We start from the raw sequence: 15775 nt of genomic DNA, 5'->3' as shown, positions 1-15775 counted from the left end.
ACCTCCTCGTTGTTCTGTAATCAGAATAGAGTAAAAAAGAATATTTTACCAATATGCATCGTTATCGTTTCATATATAGAAACAAGTGCATTTTAATTGCAAAAAAGGACCAATCAAAGGTCTTAACATTATGCTAAAAGATAATGTATTTCTTCCGTCAACTGCTGACTTGCCTCGCCTAACTTTTTTGCAAACGACCGAATGGCAGTTTTCTTAATTTGATTCGTCGAACCGTGGACAGCAATTGCCCCGATGACTTCTTCATTCACATAAATAGGAACGGCAATACAACATTTACCTTCATACGTTTCTTCATTATCAACAGCATATCCTTGAGCTCTAATGACCTGTAAATGAGGAATCAATAAACCATAATCATAGAAGGTTTTTGTTGTAAAGGTATTAAGTTCAATACTATTTAATAGTTCACGTTGTTTTTTAGGTGACAGATGAGCTAATACTACTTTTCCTAGCGCGCTTGAGTGCATAGGTGTCCGAGTATCGATCGCATGAAAAGTAGGCTGTTCAAAAGGCTCACTAATCACATTTTTTATTACCATCTCACAATCTTCCAAAATACCAATATAAGTAGTTATTTCTTCTTGGCGGGCTAAATGGTATGGCGCTACGAGAGACGCCCATTGGATATCTTTGTGCCAATATAAGTGCTCATCCCTAAAAATATGAGGGTTTAATTGATAATACTTATTATATTTAAGAACATAATTCATTTTTTCTAGCGTATAAAGCATGCGAAAAACGGACGTCTTATTCATTGATAATTCTTCCATAATTTCAGTTAATGTAAGAGAATGCTTCTGACGTAATATATCTAAAATCAAAAGGCCCTTTTTTAATGTCGATACTTCATAGGAATCCATTTTGTCCTCTCCTTGCTTCTAGATAGCTTGTACAATATCATCTTTACTATTTATTTACTAGGTTGGATCGTTCATTCATTCCAGTAAAATAGTATTACAAAGTTTGATATAAAAGAATGCATCGATTAACTCGTTTTCTAGTAAAAGATAAATTGCTATAATAATCTAATTGTTGACTCGATTTAAAAATATATATAATATACTGATTATTAGTAAAAATGCATAAAAATGATATTTATTAGCTGTTTATTGGAAATGGAGTGGTTATTATGGCGAATTTTTTTCGAAGGAAGTCAATTGAGCAGGCCAATAAAATAACTGAAGTCGAACGTTTTAAACTAAAGCGTGAATTAGGGTCGTTGCAGTTATTGCTGTATGTACTAGGGGCTACAATAGGAGCTGGAATTTTTGTACTGCCAGGAACTACAGCTGCTCTTCATGCAGGCCCAGGTGTCGTTGTTTCTTTCTTAATTGGGGGTCTTGTAACAATCGCAGTCGGATTAGCCTATGTCGAATTCGCAGCGATGGCGCCCGTCGCAGGTAGCGCTTACACCTATTCTTATATAGCGCTAGGTGAAATTATTGCCTGGATGATCGGTTGGGACTTATTACTGGAATTCATCGTTATTTCTAGCACGGTCGCAGTCGGTTGGAGTGGTTACGTCGATTCATTTTTACAATCTGTCGGTATTCACTTACCGGGAGCCTTAACAAAAGATATTGCTCATGGTGGGGTTGTCAATCTACCTGCTGTGGTAGGTTGGCTTATTGTAGCTTGGATTGCTATGAGCGGGATTAAAAATGTTGGTCGATCAAATATGTTATTTACAATGGCAAAAGTCGGCGCGATTGTTTTATTCCTTGCTATCGGGGCTTTTCACATTAACCCTATAAACTGGACACCATTTACACCGTTTGGCTGGTCAGGTGTAATGGCAGGGGCGGCATTAGTGTTCTTCGCCTTTACTGGATTTGATGGTGTAACAACTGTTATGGAAGAAGTAAAAAATCCACAAAAAACAATACCAAAAGCTTTAATTGGTGGTCTGAGTGTATTAACGCTTATTTATGCATTAGTTGCGCTAGTATTAACAGGTATTGTACCATTCCCTCAATTGGATGTCCCAAATCCTACAGTGTTTGCACTACAATCTGTTGGTATTCAATGGGGCGGTGCTATCATCGCAGTATCAGTTATTTTTGGATTGCTTGCTACGATGATTGCAAATACAACTAGTGCGACGCGCGTGTTGTTTGCAATGAGTCGTGATGGGCTTCTGCCAGAACGTATTGCACAAACAAATAAAAAAACAGGGGTACCTGTATTATCAACTTTAATTGTAGTTGGAACAGGTATTCTCTTATCAGGATTTTTATCAATCGGGGAATTAGCGGAATTTGCTAACATCGGAGGTTTAACTGCTTTTGCTTTAACAACAGTTAGTGTCGTTGTTCTTCGTTATACACGACCAGATCAACCGCGTATATTCAAAGTACCTGCGTTATGGCTTGTAGCAACTGTAGGGGTTGGAGGATGTATTGTATTAATATTTAGTCTGCCACTATTTACTATAGTACGCTTTATGATTTGGTTAGCGATAGGTTTAGTCATTTACATAGGCTATGGATATAAGCACGCTAAAATGGGCTCTGATAATGAAAATCTATAAATGAGATAAACACCTCTTTAGCTCTAAAGAGGTGTTTTTTTAACTAAATTTAATGCAGGATCTGGCGCACATCCTTGTGAATAACAACATAGTATAAGTTAAACTCCCTTATATGCCCATGCGTCGATTTCGCAGAAGGCATAGCCAAGAAAGTCGTTTATAATTTTTTGCTTTTCTTGTGCCGTATTAATTTCCCCAAACAAATAAAAAGACTATCTTCGTTATATCTTGAAGTTCCATATGTGCACTTTCAAGACTCTTCCGGTACAATCCCATCTTGTCCAGAGATTTTAAGGACTCGTTACTGCAACTTGATGTTCATAAGGAGCAATTGGTTATGAATATCCTTCGAGGTTTATGGAACTTTCACAAAATCCATCTTTTCTATTATTTTCAGTTTAAAATTTTAATAAGAATATCATACTGAAACTAAGGAGCAATACTAAAATCTGTTCTTGATTAATAGGAATGAATGCTATTATGCCAGAGCATAATTGATTCCCTTCATAAAAGAAGTTACATTGGCTATGATGGTGTTCAAAGGGTTATAATAGAATAATAGAATTAAGGCTTATAACGCTGATACAGCTTTCAATAAAGTACAAAAGTATGGTCATTAATTTACAATTTGATAAGACATATAATTCTTTTCGCTCCATGGATTTAGTTATTTCTTATAAGACTTATAAAGCGGCATGCAGTAAGTCTTTTTCTAAGTGATGATGGGAATAATAATCCAAAGAAGGGGGCATATACATAAGAATGATACGTAATGTTTTACATCAATTTATTAATTGCTTATGTTCATTTGATAGCGAAACCCAGGCAGTAAAGGCAGCGAAGCCGTTTTGTAGAAGGAGTGAATACATGAGTAATTTCTTTCGAAGCCACGGATTTAAACGTTTTATAATTCTTGTTGGGATCGCTATTGCACTATATTTGATGCGAAGTATGATCAATCTTATTCTTCTCACGTTCATTATTACTTACTTGATGAATCAACTGACTACGAAGACAACAAAAAAGATTAGAAAATACACACCAATGAACGAAAAGGCTGTGACAGTTACCCTTTATCTTTTACTTGTCGCAGGTATTGTTGCAATTATCTACAAGTATTTGCCTGTCGTAACCCAACAAATTACACAGCTCTTTGACCTCATTGCTAGCTTTAGTCTCGATCCAGATGATAACGAGATTGCAAGGTATTTAGCTCCAACCTTCGAGAAGATTGAACTAGGTAAATATTTAGAGCAGGGTGTAGACCTCACACTAAAAAATCTCACGAATATTGGTAAAATTATTTTGCACATATTCATCGCACTAATTTTAAGCTTGTTTATTTTACTTGAGAAGAAGCGGATTATAGATTTTACAGCGAAATTTAAAGATAGTAAAATGAGCTACCTGTACGATGAACTACATTATTTCTCGAAGATCTTCATTCGTTCTTTCGGTAAAGTTATTGAGGCGCAGTTCATTATTGCCGCTGTTAACTGTGTTTTATCTGTTATTGCTTTATACATTATGGGCTTCCCGCATTTAATTGCACTGGGAATTATGCTCTTTATACTAGGATTAGTGCCAGTTGCAGGGGTTATCATGTCCTTGATTCCTCTCACTATAATTGCATATAGTATCGGTGGACCAATGTACATTGTTTATATTTTGGTGATCGTTATGGTACTACATGCTATGGAGGCATACTTCTTAAATCCAAAGCTGATGTCTGCCAAGACAAATCTTCCAATTTTCTATACATTCATCGTCATCCTCTTCTCAGAGCATTTCCTTGGTGTATGGGGATTAATTATTGGTATTCCATTATTCATGTTCCTTCTCGATATTCTAGGGGTTACGTCCTCGGAGGATGAACGGCAAAAAATAATGGAAACACAAGTGGACCAATAAATTGTATAAAGTTTCGGAAAAGGAATCAGTGTATCTGATTCCTTTTTGTTTTATTAATTGAAAATATATACATATGATAAAATGAACAATGACACAATTTAGGGGGGGATAGATGTGAGTAATTATGTTAAGTTCCTAGATACGGAAGCAGCCCATGCAAAGCCTAATTTTGATAGGGCAATACTTTGCATGGGGTGAATTTCAATATTTGCCCTGAAGTATTTCTTATAAAATTAGCTTTGCTACCTTATTTTATTCATTTCAAAATAAATGAGGGGTTGGCATAATTGGCTTATAAGAAGGCTTCAGCTATATTACCGGAAGAACTTTTAGTAGAAATCCAAAAATACGTTCAAGGTGAAACGATTTATATTCCTAAAATAGAAAACACGTATTTAGAGTGGGGTGCTCGTTCAGGCTCAAAGAAATATATTGAGAATAGGAATAAGTCTATAAAAGAAGCGTTTACAAATGGAGCTTCTATTGAACAATTATCTAAGGAATATCATTTAGCTGTAGAAACGATTAAAAAAATTATATATACAAAGTAATTTATTGAAGCACTAGCACCTGATATGTTAGTGCTTTTTGTATGTCTAGTACGTTTCTTAATCGAACTAGGCATATTCTTTCCGCTAGAAATCTTGTTCAATATAGTTAAAGGGGGAGGTTGATTTATGATTACAGGGCAAAGTGTATTTTTAAGACCAATTACTGAAGAAGATGTAGATAGTATCTATGAGTGTTTTCAAGATGAAGAAATTATGTATATGACAGGTATACGTAACATTTTAACGAAGGATCAAATTAGAGAGGCTTTGAGTCGATTTAGCGAAGATTCTACACGCCGTGATTTTGCTATTTGCTTAGTAGAAAATAGCCGAGTTATTGGTGATTTAGCTATTATGGAAATAGACTTAGACAATAAAAAGGCAATATTTCGCATAGCTTTACATAGGATAGAGGATTGTGGCAAGGGATATGGGGCTGAAGCGGTTCAGCTTGTTCAAAAATTTTCGTTCGAGGAGCTTCAGCTTAATCGCTTAGAGTTACAAGTATACTCCCATAATATTCGGGCAATAAAATCGTACGAAAAGGTAGGCTTCAAAAAGGAAGGAGCTTTAAGGCAATCCTTATATATGAACGGTAAGTATTCAGATGAAATTATTATGAGTATTTTACGTGATGAATATATGGAATTAAATAAGAGCTATTAGAATAGGTCAATGGTTTGGCGGTATTCTGCTAGCGATTGATGGAGGAACAATCATGGCCTTCAAATGCCTTGTAGATAGTTAATTCTTTTATTTAGGAAAACAATAAAAAACAGCTAACCCCCTTTCAATTGAAAGAGGGTTAACTTCTTTTATTGTGCATTTAAGAACTTGTTACTGAAAAAATTGTATGCGTTTTTTTCTTCATAAATATAAAAATTAGCAATGCGGTAATACCTTCTGCGACAGGGAACGTCCACCAAATAGCTTGTGGGCCAAAGAATTTAGGCAATAGTACGAGAGCAGGGATAAATAATAGAATACTGCGAAGTAACATGATGGTTGTTGCAAGACGTATTTTTTCAATTGACTGGAAGAATTCCGCAAATACCATGTTCACTCCAAGGAATGCATACCCAATTGCAAAATGTATAAAGCCTTGTGTAGCCATATTGCGAATGTCAAATGTGCTATCACCAAATAATGCAATTAGCTGGGAAGGGAATAACATAGCAATAATGACAGTCGTTAAACCTATAATAAATGCAGTGGCAATACCTATTTTCAATAATGCTGTTAATCGGTCAATCAACCTCGCACCGTGGTGATAACTAACTAGTGGCTGTAAGGCCATACCGATGCCAAGGAATACTGTTAAAAGTACAGTATGAATATAGTTAACCATTGCATAAGCAGTAACGCCGTCTGAGCCTAAATAATGTAAAAATGTAACATTGTATAAAATAACCATTACAGCGACGGAGGCTTCAACGATAAAGCTTGGTAGACCAATAGCGAATATTTTCTTTAAATCAGATGTGCTGAAAAATGTACGAACAAATTTTAATTCGGATTGCTTGCGGAAGAAGTGTAGGCATAGAACCGACATACCGATTATTGTGGAGATTGCTGTAGCTAGGGCACAGCCAGTTACGCCGTAATTGAGTACGAAAATAAAGATGTAGTTTAAAATAATGTTTAACACAGAAGTAGTGATTAAGCCCATCATCGCAAGCTTTGGATTGCCATCATTTCGAATAAAAATACTTAATAAGTTTTCAATTGTATAGAACACACCGAAAATCAAAATAACATGTAGATACTCTTGAACATAAGGGAAGGTGGCGTCACTTGCCCCAAATATATAGGAGATTTCCTTTAAATTTAATAAAAGGATTAGAATCAGTGTCATGACGACAACGATCATTGTTGTAAATGCTAATGTAAAGAGCTGATGTGCTCGTTTTTTATTGCCTTCACCGAGGGAAATTGAAAATAGTGTTGCTCCACCCATACCAATCCAAAGGGAAATGGATAGTAAAATCGAGAAAATTGGTACGGCGATATTTACTCCTGCTAAAGCGGCTGGTCCAACTCCATGACTAACGAAAATACCATCTACTAAAATATTGACTGACATCAGCAGCATACCAATCATAGCCGGGAATAAATATGATAAAAACAAGGGCCTGAGCGGCCTTGTTTCAATTGGATTAATGGTAGTCATGAGCATATACCTCCTTTACCATCACCTTTTCACCTTTAGTATCTAGCTCACCGTTAAAGACGAAGCCAAACTTTTTATATAATTGAATAGCTACTGTATTGTTGTCATAAACGCTTAAATATATATTTTGACAGCTGTATTTAGCTACTAAATATTGAATAAGCTGCTGTAAAAAGTATTTTCCCAATCCTTTGTGCTGGTAGCGCTCATCAATGAAATAGCGATCTAACCAAACACGTTGTGAATTGTCTGTTTGTGGGAACATGCCATACATAGCGAAGCCGACTGCATGATCTTCCTTATACAATCCTACAGGGATAAAGCGTTTATCTTCCTTTGCCTCTGCTAAGCATTGTTCTGTACTTTCAATAAAATCTTGCTGATTATCAGCAATGCGTAGTGCTAATACTTCCTCTTTGTTTAAAGCTGTAATGTCACGAATTTCCGTGAACATAATTTCAAAACCTTTCTATTTTTAATTTCTTTCAGCAGATGTCACGGAAATCGGAAAGGGATCTTTATGCAAGCACAAACCGATCCCGGACTCAATTATGCACTGGCATAATTAATTGTGAATAGCTACAATCTAATGTATATAGTTACTATATAGTCAAGGAGGGGATTTTAAAAATGTTTAATAAAAATGTAAAATATTTTACAACTGGTGAGTTTGCTAAAATATGCAAGGTTAATAAACAAACGTTAATTTACTACGACCAAATTGGTTTATTATCACCAATTATGAAAGATAGTAAAGACTACCGTTATTATTCTGTTGCACAATATGAATTTTTTAGTGTGATCGAGCTATTAAAGGCGGTCGGCATGTCTTTAAAAGATATTCAAAAATATATGGCCGAAAAATCACCTGAAAATTTTTTAGACTTGATGTATCAGCAAAAGGAAATTGTAGCGAAAAAACGCCGGGAGCTGGAGATGATTGAAAGCATTATTGATGTCAAAATTGATTTAACAAAAGAGGCTTTACACCTTGATTTTGATAGCATTACGATTGAACATCTGCCAGAGGCAACGTTGTATTTAAGCAAAAATATTGAGGATTCGACGGAAGAACAGTTTACGAAGGCTGTTTCAGACTTTATAGATGAATTAGATCGCTCGCAATTAGACACAGGCTATCCTATTGGAGGAATTACAAGAAGAGAGCAAATATTAGCCGGAAACTATGATAACTATAGTTACTTGTATATAGAGCAGCCGCATCCACGAGAAGGCCATCCTTATTTCGAAGCGATTGAAGGGGATTTTATTGTTGGATACCATGTAGGAACGTCCACTACATTGGGTGAATCATATGAGCGATTATTTAAGGTCATGCGGGAAAAGGGCTTTGAACTAGGGCAATACGTATATGAGGAATATATTTATGACGCCGTTATTAAAAATCGTGAAGAGGATTATGTAACGAAAATTATGATAGAAATTAAAAAGGGTTGTTGATCCGTAGTATGTAATTTAGGTACAAAAAATAGTTGGTGAATAAAAGGGGAGAGAAGAATGAACTATTTTACAATATTTGCATCTAAGAACAACATTGATGATATTGAGTTTAAAATTTCAGATGTTTTTGCAAAAGGTTTTGCCATTGGTAAAAATGAAAACGAGTATTTATTAAAGTCTAAGGCGCTGTTTAAAAAACATAAATTAATCATTAGAGTCATGTCTGAAGATACGAATCCAAACTACTTCGTTAATAATATTCCTGGGATGATGGGGTTTTACGATAACATTCCTTTTGAAGATGATCATTTAAAAGAATTAGTGTTGACTCAAATAGCCGTTTTAAATACAGTGATTGCGATTGAATCAGAAAAAGAGATACATGAAGACCAGATGCTGTTATTTACGGAACTGCTATCAAAAATAGGGGGGATTGGCTTTTTACCGAATGGCACTTTGTTAGCCGATGAAGGAGCGGTTATTGTTTATCCTGACGGGCAATCAGGACCGTCCAATTTCAGACCCCATGCGTGTACACGCAAGGTTATGGGACAAGAGGTGACATCAGAAGAAGGCGAGCAAAGAAAAAATAAAACGATAGCCTATTTAAAAGAAAAAGCTATTCTATATACAGCTTCCCTTCCTCAACTCCCAGCAATAGAGGCTTGTCAGTTTAAAACCAAAGAAGACATTGCTAGAAGAGCAGTAGCTCTGTTAATTGTCATTCAATTTGCTTGTGATGTGGCACAAGGCGGAAATGTGGAAGAATCGCGAGACTTTTTCATCAATATGTTACGCACATATAAAGTGGAAAACTATCTAACTGAAAATGAAAGAGACTTTTTACAAGCTTCAGAACCAGATGTGCAAAAAGCCATTAATATTTCATGGCAATACGAGGCTTATTGGGCACTTATTTGGGCACTTGGCTTTGTTGAAGAACTCGATTTTCCTGATGAAGTATGCGATTGCGAGTATGCCATTCAAGTTGTTTCTAACTGTGAAACGTTTGAACAACTTTATCTTCAAGCTGTCATGCGTAGTCAGGAAGAGATTTTAGATGAAGCCGACAAAATTTACAGATATCATTGGGCTTGTGTAGATAGTCGTATACAAGAACGACCAGCTCCTGCGGGGATGAATGAAAGTATCGTTATGGAAAGACGTAGGGGCTTGTTCTGGATAATAGGGCATCGCAATGAAGACTGGGATACAATTTCAATGGATACTTAAACATAAAGAAAAATAGCAAACTAGTAGGTTGAGCTAGTTTGCTATTTTAACAATATTATTTAATATAATTAGGCTTACTTACCTTATCAATCAGAAGAAGGCCATCATATTGATCTCGCGGAACAAGACTTTCCTGAATCATTCCCCAGCTATACGATAAACGTGGTTCAAACATCCATGAGTTTCCTCGCTCATTTTGACGGTTTCGCATGTCGATAAATGTGTACGGTTTATTTGATGACGAAAGAATATCCTCGACCGATCCCTTTATAGGAGGTAAAACGGTCATAGGTTCACCCATATTGTTTGCTGTTTCGCCACTAGCCATATAAAGGCCAAGTACATAGCTATATTTCTTGTAGATATCTGGTAGACGCTCACCCATTAACTTTACCGGGTAAGGAGAACCCATTACTTCGGATTGTGCTTTACGAATATGGTCATTATGCGCCCAGACGATAAACTTTTCAGTCGGATAAATCTCCTCTGCCAACCAAAGTAGGTTTTCCATCATTGCTTGGTCACGCCATTCCATTGTCTTATAAAAAGACTCAGGGTTATATTTTTCTAGATCAATATTTGATTGAATTGATAGTTCTACATATTCGTCTGCTAAACGGATACGGTCAGCCAAAGTACGTTCCATAAGTTTTACAATATGTGGCTCGCTAGGATAAGCTGCTTGTAACTCTTTTTCTTTAAGCTGTACCTGTGATTTTACTTGTTTATACACGTCGATAATGCTAGGTTTCGCCTCTTGGTAGCCTTTTAAATCCTTACCGAAGCTCCAATCAGCAAGTTGCTTCTCTACTTCACTGAACTGTTTCGCAAGCTGACTATTTTGTAGCCAGTCACCGTTCGTAAATGCATTTTGCTGTTGAATATCAAAGCCTGCTAATTTTAAAGGTTTATCTGTTTTCTGTGTTTTTTTAGCATATTCAAATAACGGTAGTGTTTCTTTTGTCCACCATACACCAAAAATAGAATCCTTCATCGTTTGTTTCGCTGTTTGTTTGTCGATTTGCCCCTGAGCATTCATGGCATTCCCCATACCACTTTCGAAGGCTAGGACATTGTAGCCCATTTCTTGGTGTAAAAATTGAATTAAACGTGTTTTTGCTAGGTTAAATTCTGCTGCGCCATGTGAACTTTCCCCTAAAAAAACGATGCGCTTATCATGGAGTAAAGGCTTTAGCATCTCTAAATCTTCAAATTTATTAGATGGAATGTTTTGTTGAATAATAGCTTCAGGCTGAATGGACGTTAAACTGTAAGCATGGTCGTTTGTCCACTTTTTCCACTCTTGAAGTGTTTCATTAGATGTGCGAGCTACCTTAACTTCTAATTTATTTTCGAAAGCTACGCGTTCTTCTATCACCGGAACTGCTGCCGATGCATTTGAAACTCCGTTGAACGCTACAAAACTTGTTAGCGCGATACTTAATGATAATAAAACCTTACGTTTCTTACCTTTTGTCACTCTCTATCAGTCCTTCGTTATATGTTAAGGCTAATTATAGATAGTGAAGTTTAAAGTAAAAGGGGAGTTTGTTTAAATTTTGTTTAAATTTGGTCTAATTACATGATTAAGGTTCATCACCAAAAGTAGTGGGTGAAATTTTTAAAAAAACATTTTATATTAGTTGATCTTCGTTCCGGCTGGCCGACTCCTCGGGGCGTCAGCGACAAAGCGCCCAGCCGGAACGGAAATCAACCACACGTTAGGGTGATGAGCCATTATTAAAGTTATTTGAGCGAAGACAGTAAAAAAACATCTCCAAAGTGTAAGTACACTGTAGAGATGTAATTTTATTTATAGTGATACGTGCTAGCTCTAGGATGATTCCGTTGTATTTGATTGAACCATGCACGATCCTTTTCCTCTTGTTTTAATGTACTAACGATTGTTGATGAGCAACTAACACAGATTTTTGCCTGAGTAATTTGTCCACAGCGTTCACAAGGCGCCCCTAAATTAGGGAAAATCGATTTTTTTAACTTTCCTGCTTTTACCCATTTATAGAGTAGGTCTGATGAAACCCCAGTCACTGCAACTACCTCATCGTTCGTTAAATAGCGATTATTTTTTCTTAGTAAAAAATGATGCAATTCCGAAAAAATATCTTCTTCTCTCACATCAATCCTATTAGTAAATAGCAACATATTTATTACTCTCCCCGTTTACATTAATTGATGACTTCTCCTATATTGTCATTTACGTTGTTAGGTTGATCGTCGTATTTATAGTTTTCCCAACGATTTCGTGCTAGTTTTCGATATTTATTGGAAACATGTCGATCTGCAATTAATCGAGAGAATCCTTTTTTCGCCTCAGCAATATCTCCAAGTCGAAGGCTTAATTCAGCATGTAAATATTGAATTCTCTCTCCGCCCTCTTGATTGGATGCAAAAGATTTACTGTAAAAGTCTCTTGCTGCAAAGAGGTAGCGCATTTCCGATTCATGATCATTTTTTAAGCGATATAGCCAGGCTATTTTTAGTGCGAAATTGGCCATAAGAAGTGACTCTTCCATTGATGCTCTTGATACAAGATAGGCTAATTTAAGGCTTACAATGGCATCATCAATCGTACGTTCCTTGCAAATATCCATTGGTTTTTGTAGCTCTTTAATGTACAGCTCATCTATAAGAAGCATGAAAGGTCCATACGTTCTTGTCATAGATTTGTGATAAGCGTAGCCACAATGCGGACAAACGGCAACCTCATACAATAACGGGTTTAAACCTTCATAAACTGGCATGAAGTCTGTTTGTTCCTCGATAATTTTATATCGATTAGGGCGAACTTTATATGTAGTAAAATGCTTTTTGCAAAACTTACAATCCACACTACTTTCATAGTAATAAATATTAAATGCCATAAGAATCAACTCCTTTCCACCCAAATAATTTTATGTAGAAGACTCCTACCTCTGATGGTAGTAAGAGGGATGTGAATATATTTCTTTTGTTCTATTTATATGAAGGGCGATGTCGTTCAATATATTTAATTTAGTTTCTCTTATTTTAACAATTCTATGTTCTTTGGTATACTCCTTTAGAATTATTAAAATAAAAATGTTCGATGCTTTTTTAGTTATTTGAAATACCGATACGTACCCGTAATAGTATTTATCGGTGTTGCTGAAGTAATTTACATGTTCGTTTTAGTTTGTCGAAATACGTACAAATGTTTAAATAAATAACTACTTATTTTTTTATTATAAAGTCGTTTGTGCAGGTTAAAATACCTATATTGTGTTTTGGAATAAAGATGCTTCCTCTCAATTATTAACGTAAAATTACAAGTATGTTGGATAGGGAATATAGGATTATGATTGACGGTAAAGAGGAGCCAATTAACGCTCGCCTGTAGTGGAAATGAGTGTCTTTAAATTAGATTCATCATCAAAATTGCGGATGACATTTATAGGGTAATCTTCGTTCCGGCTGGGCAAATCCTTGGGCAGCAACGAAGCGGCTCATCGGACGCCCCCAGGAAGCTCTACTCTGTGCGAAAGCGTAGCGGCAGCAGCAAAGCGCCCTGCCGAACGGAAATCATCCCCCATGCTTTGGTGTTATTCCTCTGCTAGATTTACATCTAATATGTAAAATGAAAAGGAGCGAACGATGGATTATAAAATTGTATTCTTTGATGTAGATGGAACGCTTGTTAATTATGAAGATGGTCGTATGCAAGAACGTACAAGGACCGCTATTCAACAATTAAAGGATAAAGGAATTCATATTGTAGCTGCTACAGGAAGACCTTTATCAATGTGCCAGGATTTAAGGAATGTAGGAATAGAGACGTTTATTACAGCTAATGGTGCATATGTTAAGCACCAAGATCAAGTCATACATAAAATACCGATTGCCAAAGAAGTAGTCCAAGTAGTGAAGGCTTTTGCTGATGAAAATAAACAAAGTCTATCGTTTTTTACAGAAACATTATCAATGAATAACGTTCAAGAAGAAGAGACATTAAAAGCTATGAAAGAAACATTATCTTTGCGAGAGTTTCCCGTTATCAATGAAGATATTGGAACGAAAGAAGTGTATTTAATGTGTTTATATGGTGATGAGGATGTTGAGAAAAAGTATACCTCCACATTTCCTCATTTATTATTTAAAAGGTGGCATCCTAACATAACAAATGTTTTGCAGTATGATGTTTCTAAGTCTATTGCTGTTCAAGCTGTACTAGAATATTTCGACTTGAGTCCTGATGAAGCACTTGCTTTTGGGGATGGAGATAATGATATCGATATGCTAGAGCAGGTCGGCTTCGGTATTGCAATGGGAAACGGTAGTGAAGCATTAAAAAATATCGCTAATTTTGTAACAAAGAAATCAACTGAAGATGGTATTGATTATGCTCTTCGTGAGCTAGGAATCATTTAATGGGAAAAACTGTATTGAATTCATAACACTCATAATGTTGTCTCCATTGAGTTATGATAAAGCTAACTATAAAAATTATTATGCTTTAGGTGGGATGGATTTATGGCGCAGCATGTGCAATCTCTTATTGAACATTATGGATATTTTGGCATCATTCTTGTCCTAATTGGGGGGATTGTCGGGCTGCCACTTCCTGATGAATTATTTTTGACATATGTAGGGTATAGCGTTTATCGAGAAACGCTTGCACATATTCCTGCTTTAATCAGCGCTATCGTAGGTGCGGTAGGAGGAATTACTTTGAGCTACTATATAGGCTATAGATTCGGGCTACCTTTATTGCAAAAATACGGTTCGAAAATTCATATTACTGAGCAGAAAATTGATTTTACTAAAGAGTTATTTGCAAAAATAGGGCCGGGATTATTATTAATAGGATATTTTATTCCTGGTGTGCGCCATCTTACAGCATATATTGCCGCTATTAATAATTATCCTTATAAAAAATTTGCTTTCTTTGCGTATACGGGAGCAGTTATATGGACATTTACGTTTATTACTTTAGGTAATGTACTAGGTGAGAAATGGCATTATGTTGAGGCATATTTATCCCGTTACAGCATTTATCTTATAGTATTGTTTATAATAATTATGCTGATCGTTTATGTTGTTTTTAAAAAAAGGAATCCCACTAATATAAATGATTAAGAAAGGTCTGGTTCAATATTTATTGAATCAGACCTGTTGCTATATTAAGGCAATATAGCAAATGAACGAACAGGGAATCCAGATGCTTTTTCAGGCTTCGGCACAATATTGAATATAACGGCGCCTTTTGGAGGTAGCTTATCCAAATTTGTCATAAGCTCAATTTGATAAGTATCTTGCTCAAGCACAAAATATTCGCCGTCTAACTTACCGTTTTTACGAAAATCTGTTGCTGAATCCGTATCAAAAGTTTCGTGGCCGATTGCACTTACTTTTCGTTCGTTGAATAAAAATTGCAAAGCTTCTAATCCCCAGCCAGGAATATGATTATTGCCATCGGTATCTTTATTGCTGAAAGCCTCTTTATCTGGCCAACGTTTACTCCAATCTGTACGCAGCGCAACAAAGGTACCTTCTTCAATTTCTCCATATTCAGCTTCAAAGTTAAGAATATCTTGAACGCTTAACGTGTAGTCGTTGTTAATTTCAGCTTCCTTCGATTTATCAATAACGATTAGTGGGAGTACTAGTTCTTTTAGCTCCAATTCCTCTAAATAGCGTGTTTCTTGCACGAAATGGATAGGTGGGTCGATATGTGTTCCGTATTGTCCAGGGAAAGAGAATTGTTGTGCAAAGAATCCATCATCATGTGAAAATAATGTTTCAAATTTTGCATCATCAAACATAAAGAAATGAGGAGAGTTTGGACCGAATGTATGTGTTAAATCAACCCATTCTTTTGATTTCAATAATTTTATTGCTTGTAAAAGTTCGTTTGCCATACTA

General features: G+C 35.9%; 15 protein-coding genes. 8 read left to right on the top strand and 7 right to left on the bottom strand.

The features are described 5' to 3' along the window. Window positions 1-128 precede the first annotated feature (128 nt). Window positions 129-881: an IclR family transcriptional regulator gene (locus tag AC3WSK_RS16735; protein ID WP_079562139.1), complete on the bottom strand. Its 753-nt coding sequence runs from the start codon at window positions 879-881 to the stop codon at window positions 129-131. A gap of 269 nt (window positions 882-1150) precedes the next feature. Between AC3WSK_RS16735 and AC3WSK_RS16730 the strand changes: the two genes are divergently transcribed. The 4 genes from AC3WSK_RS16730 to AC3WSK_RS16715 all read left to right on the top strand — a co-directional run bounded on the left by AC3WSK_RS16730 (window position 1151) and on the right by AC3WSK_RS16715 (window position 5679). Then, window positions 1151-2551: an amino acid permease gene (locus AC3WSK_RS16730; protein ID WP_079562140.1), complete on the top strand. Its 1401-nt coding sequence runs from the start codon at window positions 1151-1153 to the stop codon at window positions 2549-2551. 867 nt (window positions 2552-3418) lie between these two features. Continuing rightward, on the top strand, window positions 3419-4462 hold the full coding sequence (locus tag AC3WSK_RS16725) for an AI-2E family transporter (RefSeq protein ID WP_079562228.1): 1044 nt from the start codon (window positions 3419-3421) through the stop codon (window positions 4460-4462). Between the two features lie 287 nt (window positions 4463-4749). Further along, entirely contained in the window at window positions 4750-5013 is a 264-nt protein-coding gene (locus AC3WSK_RS16720; RefSeq protein WP_079562141.1) for a CD3324 family protein, read from the top strand. Window positions 5014-5139: 126 nt separating this feature from the next. Then, window positions 5140-5679, top strand: a complete 540-nt coding sequence (locus AC3WSK_RS16715) for a GNAT family N-acetyltransferase (protein ID WP_427483318.1) — start codon at window positions 5140-5142, stop codon at window positions 5677-5679. A 160-nt stretch (window positions 5680-5839) separates the two neighbouring features. Here AC3WSK_RS16715 and AC3WSK_RS16710 read toward each other — a convergent pair whose 3' ends face one another. Together AC3WSK_RS16710 and AC3WSK_RS16705 are read right to left on the bottom strand one after the other, a co-directional pair. Beyond that, window positions 5840-7183, bottom strand: coding sequence for an MATE family efflux transporter (locus AC3WSK_RS16710; RefSeq protein WP_079562143.1), 1344 nt, complete (start codon window positions 7181-7183; stop codon window positions 5840-5842). After that, complete coding sequence (locus AC3WSK_RS16705) at window positions 7170-7637, bottom strand: GNAT family N-acetyltransferase (RefSeq protein ID WP_079562144.1); 468 nt, start codon at window positions 7635-7637, stop codon at window positions 7170-7172. Before AC3WSK_RS16705 ends, AC3WSK_RS16710 begins: the two co-directional genes overlap by 14 nt. Window positions 7638-7813: 176 nt before the next feature. Between AC3WSK_RS16705 and AC3WSK_RS16700 the strand changes: the two genes are divergently transcribed. Together AC3WSK_RS16700 and AC3WSK_RS16695 are read left to right on the top strand one after the other, a co-directional pair. Beyond that, complete coding sequence (locus tag AC3WSK_RS16700; protein ID WP_079562145.1) at window positions 7814-8644, top strand: MerR family transcriptional regulator; 831 nt, start codon at window positions 7814-7816, stop codon at window positions 8642-8644. Between the two features lie 57 nt (window positions 8645-8701). Beyond that, on the top strand, window positions 8702-9877 hold the full coding sequence (locus tag AC3WSK_RS16695) for a DUF4272 domain-containing protein (protein ID WP_492414261.1): 1176 nt from the start codon (window positions 8702-8704) through the stop codon (window positions 9875-9877). A gap of 55 nt (window positions 9878-9932) precedes the next feature. On the opposite strand, the gene AC3WSK_RS16690 is transcribed toward AC3WSK_RS16695, so the two are convergent. The 3 genes from AC3WSK_RS16690 to AC3WSK_RS16680 all read right to left on the bottom strand — a co-directional run bounded on the left by AC3WSK_RS16690 (window position 9933) and on the right by AC3WSK_RS16680 (window position 12759). Beyond that, complete coding sequence (locus AC3WSK_RS16690) at window positions 9933-11357, bottom strand: erythromycin esterase family protein (protein WP_427483326.1); 1425 nt, start codon at window positions 11355-11357, stop codon at window positions 9933-9935. Window positions 11358-11686: 329 nt separating this feature from the next. Beyond that, a complete protein-coding gene (locus tag AC3WSK_RS16685) occupies window positions 11687-12040 on the bottom strand; it encodes a hypothetical protein (RefSeq protein ID WP_079562148.1) in 354 nt (117 codons plus the stop codon). Between the two features lie 23 nt (window positions 12041-12063). After that, the gene (locus AC3WSK_RS16680; RefSeq protein ID WP_197143899.1) at window positions 12064-12759 is read right to left on the bottom strand and encodes a DUF2225 domain-containing protein; all 696 of its coding nucleotides are present in this window, start codon (window positions 12757-12759) and stop codon (window positions 12064-12066) included. A gap of 748 nt (window positions 12760-13507) precedes the next feature. On the opposite strand from AC3WSK_RS16680, the gene AC3WSK_RS16675 reads away from it, so the two are divergent. Then, window positions 13508-14281, top strand: a complete 774-nt coding sequence (locus tag AC3WSK_RS16675; RefSeq protein ID WP_492414260.1) for a Cof-type HAD-IIB family hydrolase — start codon at window positions 13508-13510, stop codon at window positions 14279-14281. Window positions 14282-14383: 102 nt separating this feature from the next. Beyond that, window positions 14384-14989, top strand: coding sequence for a DedA family protein (locus AC3WSK_RS16670; RefSeq protein ID WP_427483328.1), 606 nt, complete (start codon window positions 14384-14386; stop codon window positions 14987-14989). Between the two features lie 44 nt (window positions 14990-15033). Here the strand turns inward: AC3WSK_RS16670 and AC3WSK_RS16665 are convergent, their stop codons facing one another. Then, window positions 15034-15771, bottom strand: a complete 738-nt coding sequence (locus tag AC3WSK_RS16665) for a cyclase family protein (protein ID WP_079562152.1) — start codon at window positions 15769-15771, stop codon at window positions 15034-15036. Between the last annotated feature and the right edge of the window lie 4 nt (window positions 15772-15775).

It is taken from the genome of Lysinibacillus sp. EB271-A1-10B (assembly GCF_058791335.1).
This window is presented reverse-complemented; position numbering and strand designations above follow the sequence as displayed.

Coding starts and splice junctions, on each gene's coding strand:
- AC3WSK_RS16735 (WP_079562139.1), bottom strand. CDS start 881: ATGGATTCCTATGAAGTATCGACATTAAAAAAGGGCCTTTTGATTTTA.
- AC3WSK_RS16670 (WP_427483328.1), top strand. CDS start 14,384: ATGGCGCAGCATGTGCAATCTCTTATTGAACATTATGGATATTTTGGC.
- AC3WSK_RS16710 (WP_079562143.1), bottom strand. CDS start 7,183: ATGACTACCATTAATCCAATTGAAACAAGGCCGCTCAGGCCCTTGTTT.
- AC3WSK_RS16695 (WP_492414261.1), top strand. CDS start 8,702: ATGAACTATTTTACAATATTTGCATCTAAGAACAACATTGATGATATT.
- AC3WSK_RS16705 (WP_079562144.1), bottom strand. CDS start 7,637: ATGTTCACGGAAATTCGTGACATTACAGCTTTAAACAAAGAGGAAGTA.
- AC3WSK_RS16730 (WP_079562140.1), top strand. CDS start 1,151: ATGGCGAATTTTTTTCGAAGGAAGTCAATTGAGCAGGCCAATAAAATA.
- AC3WSK_RS16680 (WP_197143899.1), bottom strand. CDS start 12,759: ATGGCATTTAATATTTATTACTATGAAAGTAGTGTGGATTGTAAGTTT.
- AC3WSK_RS16715 (WP_427483318.1), top strand. CDS start 5,140: ATGATTACAGGGCAAAGTGTATTTTTAAGACCAATTACTGAAGAAGAT.
- AC3WSK_RS16685 (WP_079562148.1), bottom strand. CDS start 12,040: ATGTTGCTATTTACTAATAGGATTGATGTGAGAGAAGAAGATATTTTT.
- AC3WSK_RS16700 (WP_079562145.1), top strand. CDS start 7,814: ATGTTTAATAAAAATGTAAAATATTTTACAACTGGTGAGTTTGCTAAA.
- AC3WSK_RS16665 (WP_079562152.1), bottom strand. CDS start 15,771: ATGGCAAACGAACTTTTACAAGCAATAAAATTATTGAAATCAAAAGAA.
- AC3WSK_RS16675 (WP_492414260.1), top strand. CDS start 13,508: ATGGATTATAAAATTGTATTCTTTGATGTAGATGGAACGCTTGTTAAT.
- AC3WSK_RS16725 (WP_079562228.1), top strand. CDS start 3,419: ATGAGTAATTTCTTTCGAAGCCACGGATTTAAACGTTTTATAATTCTT.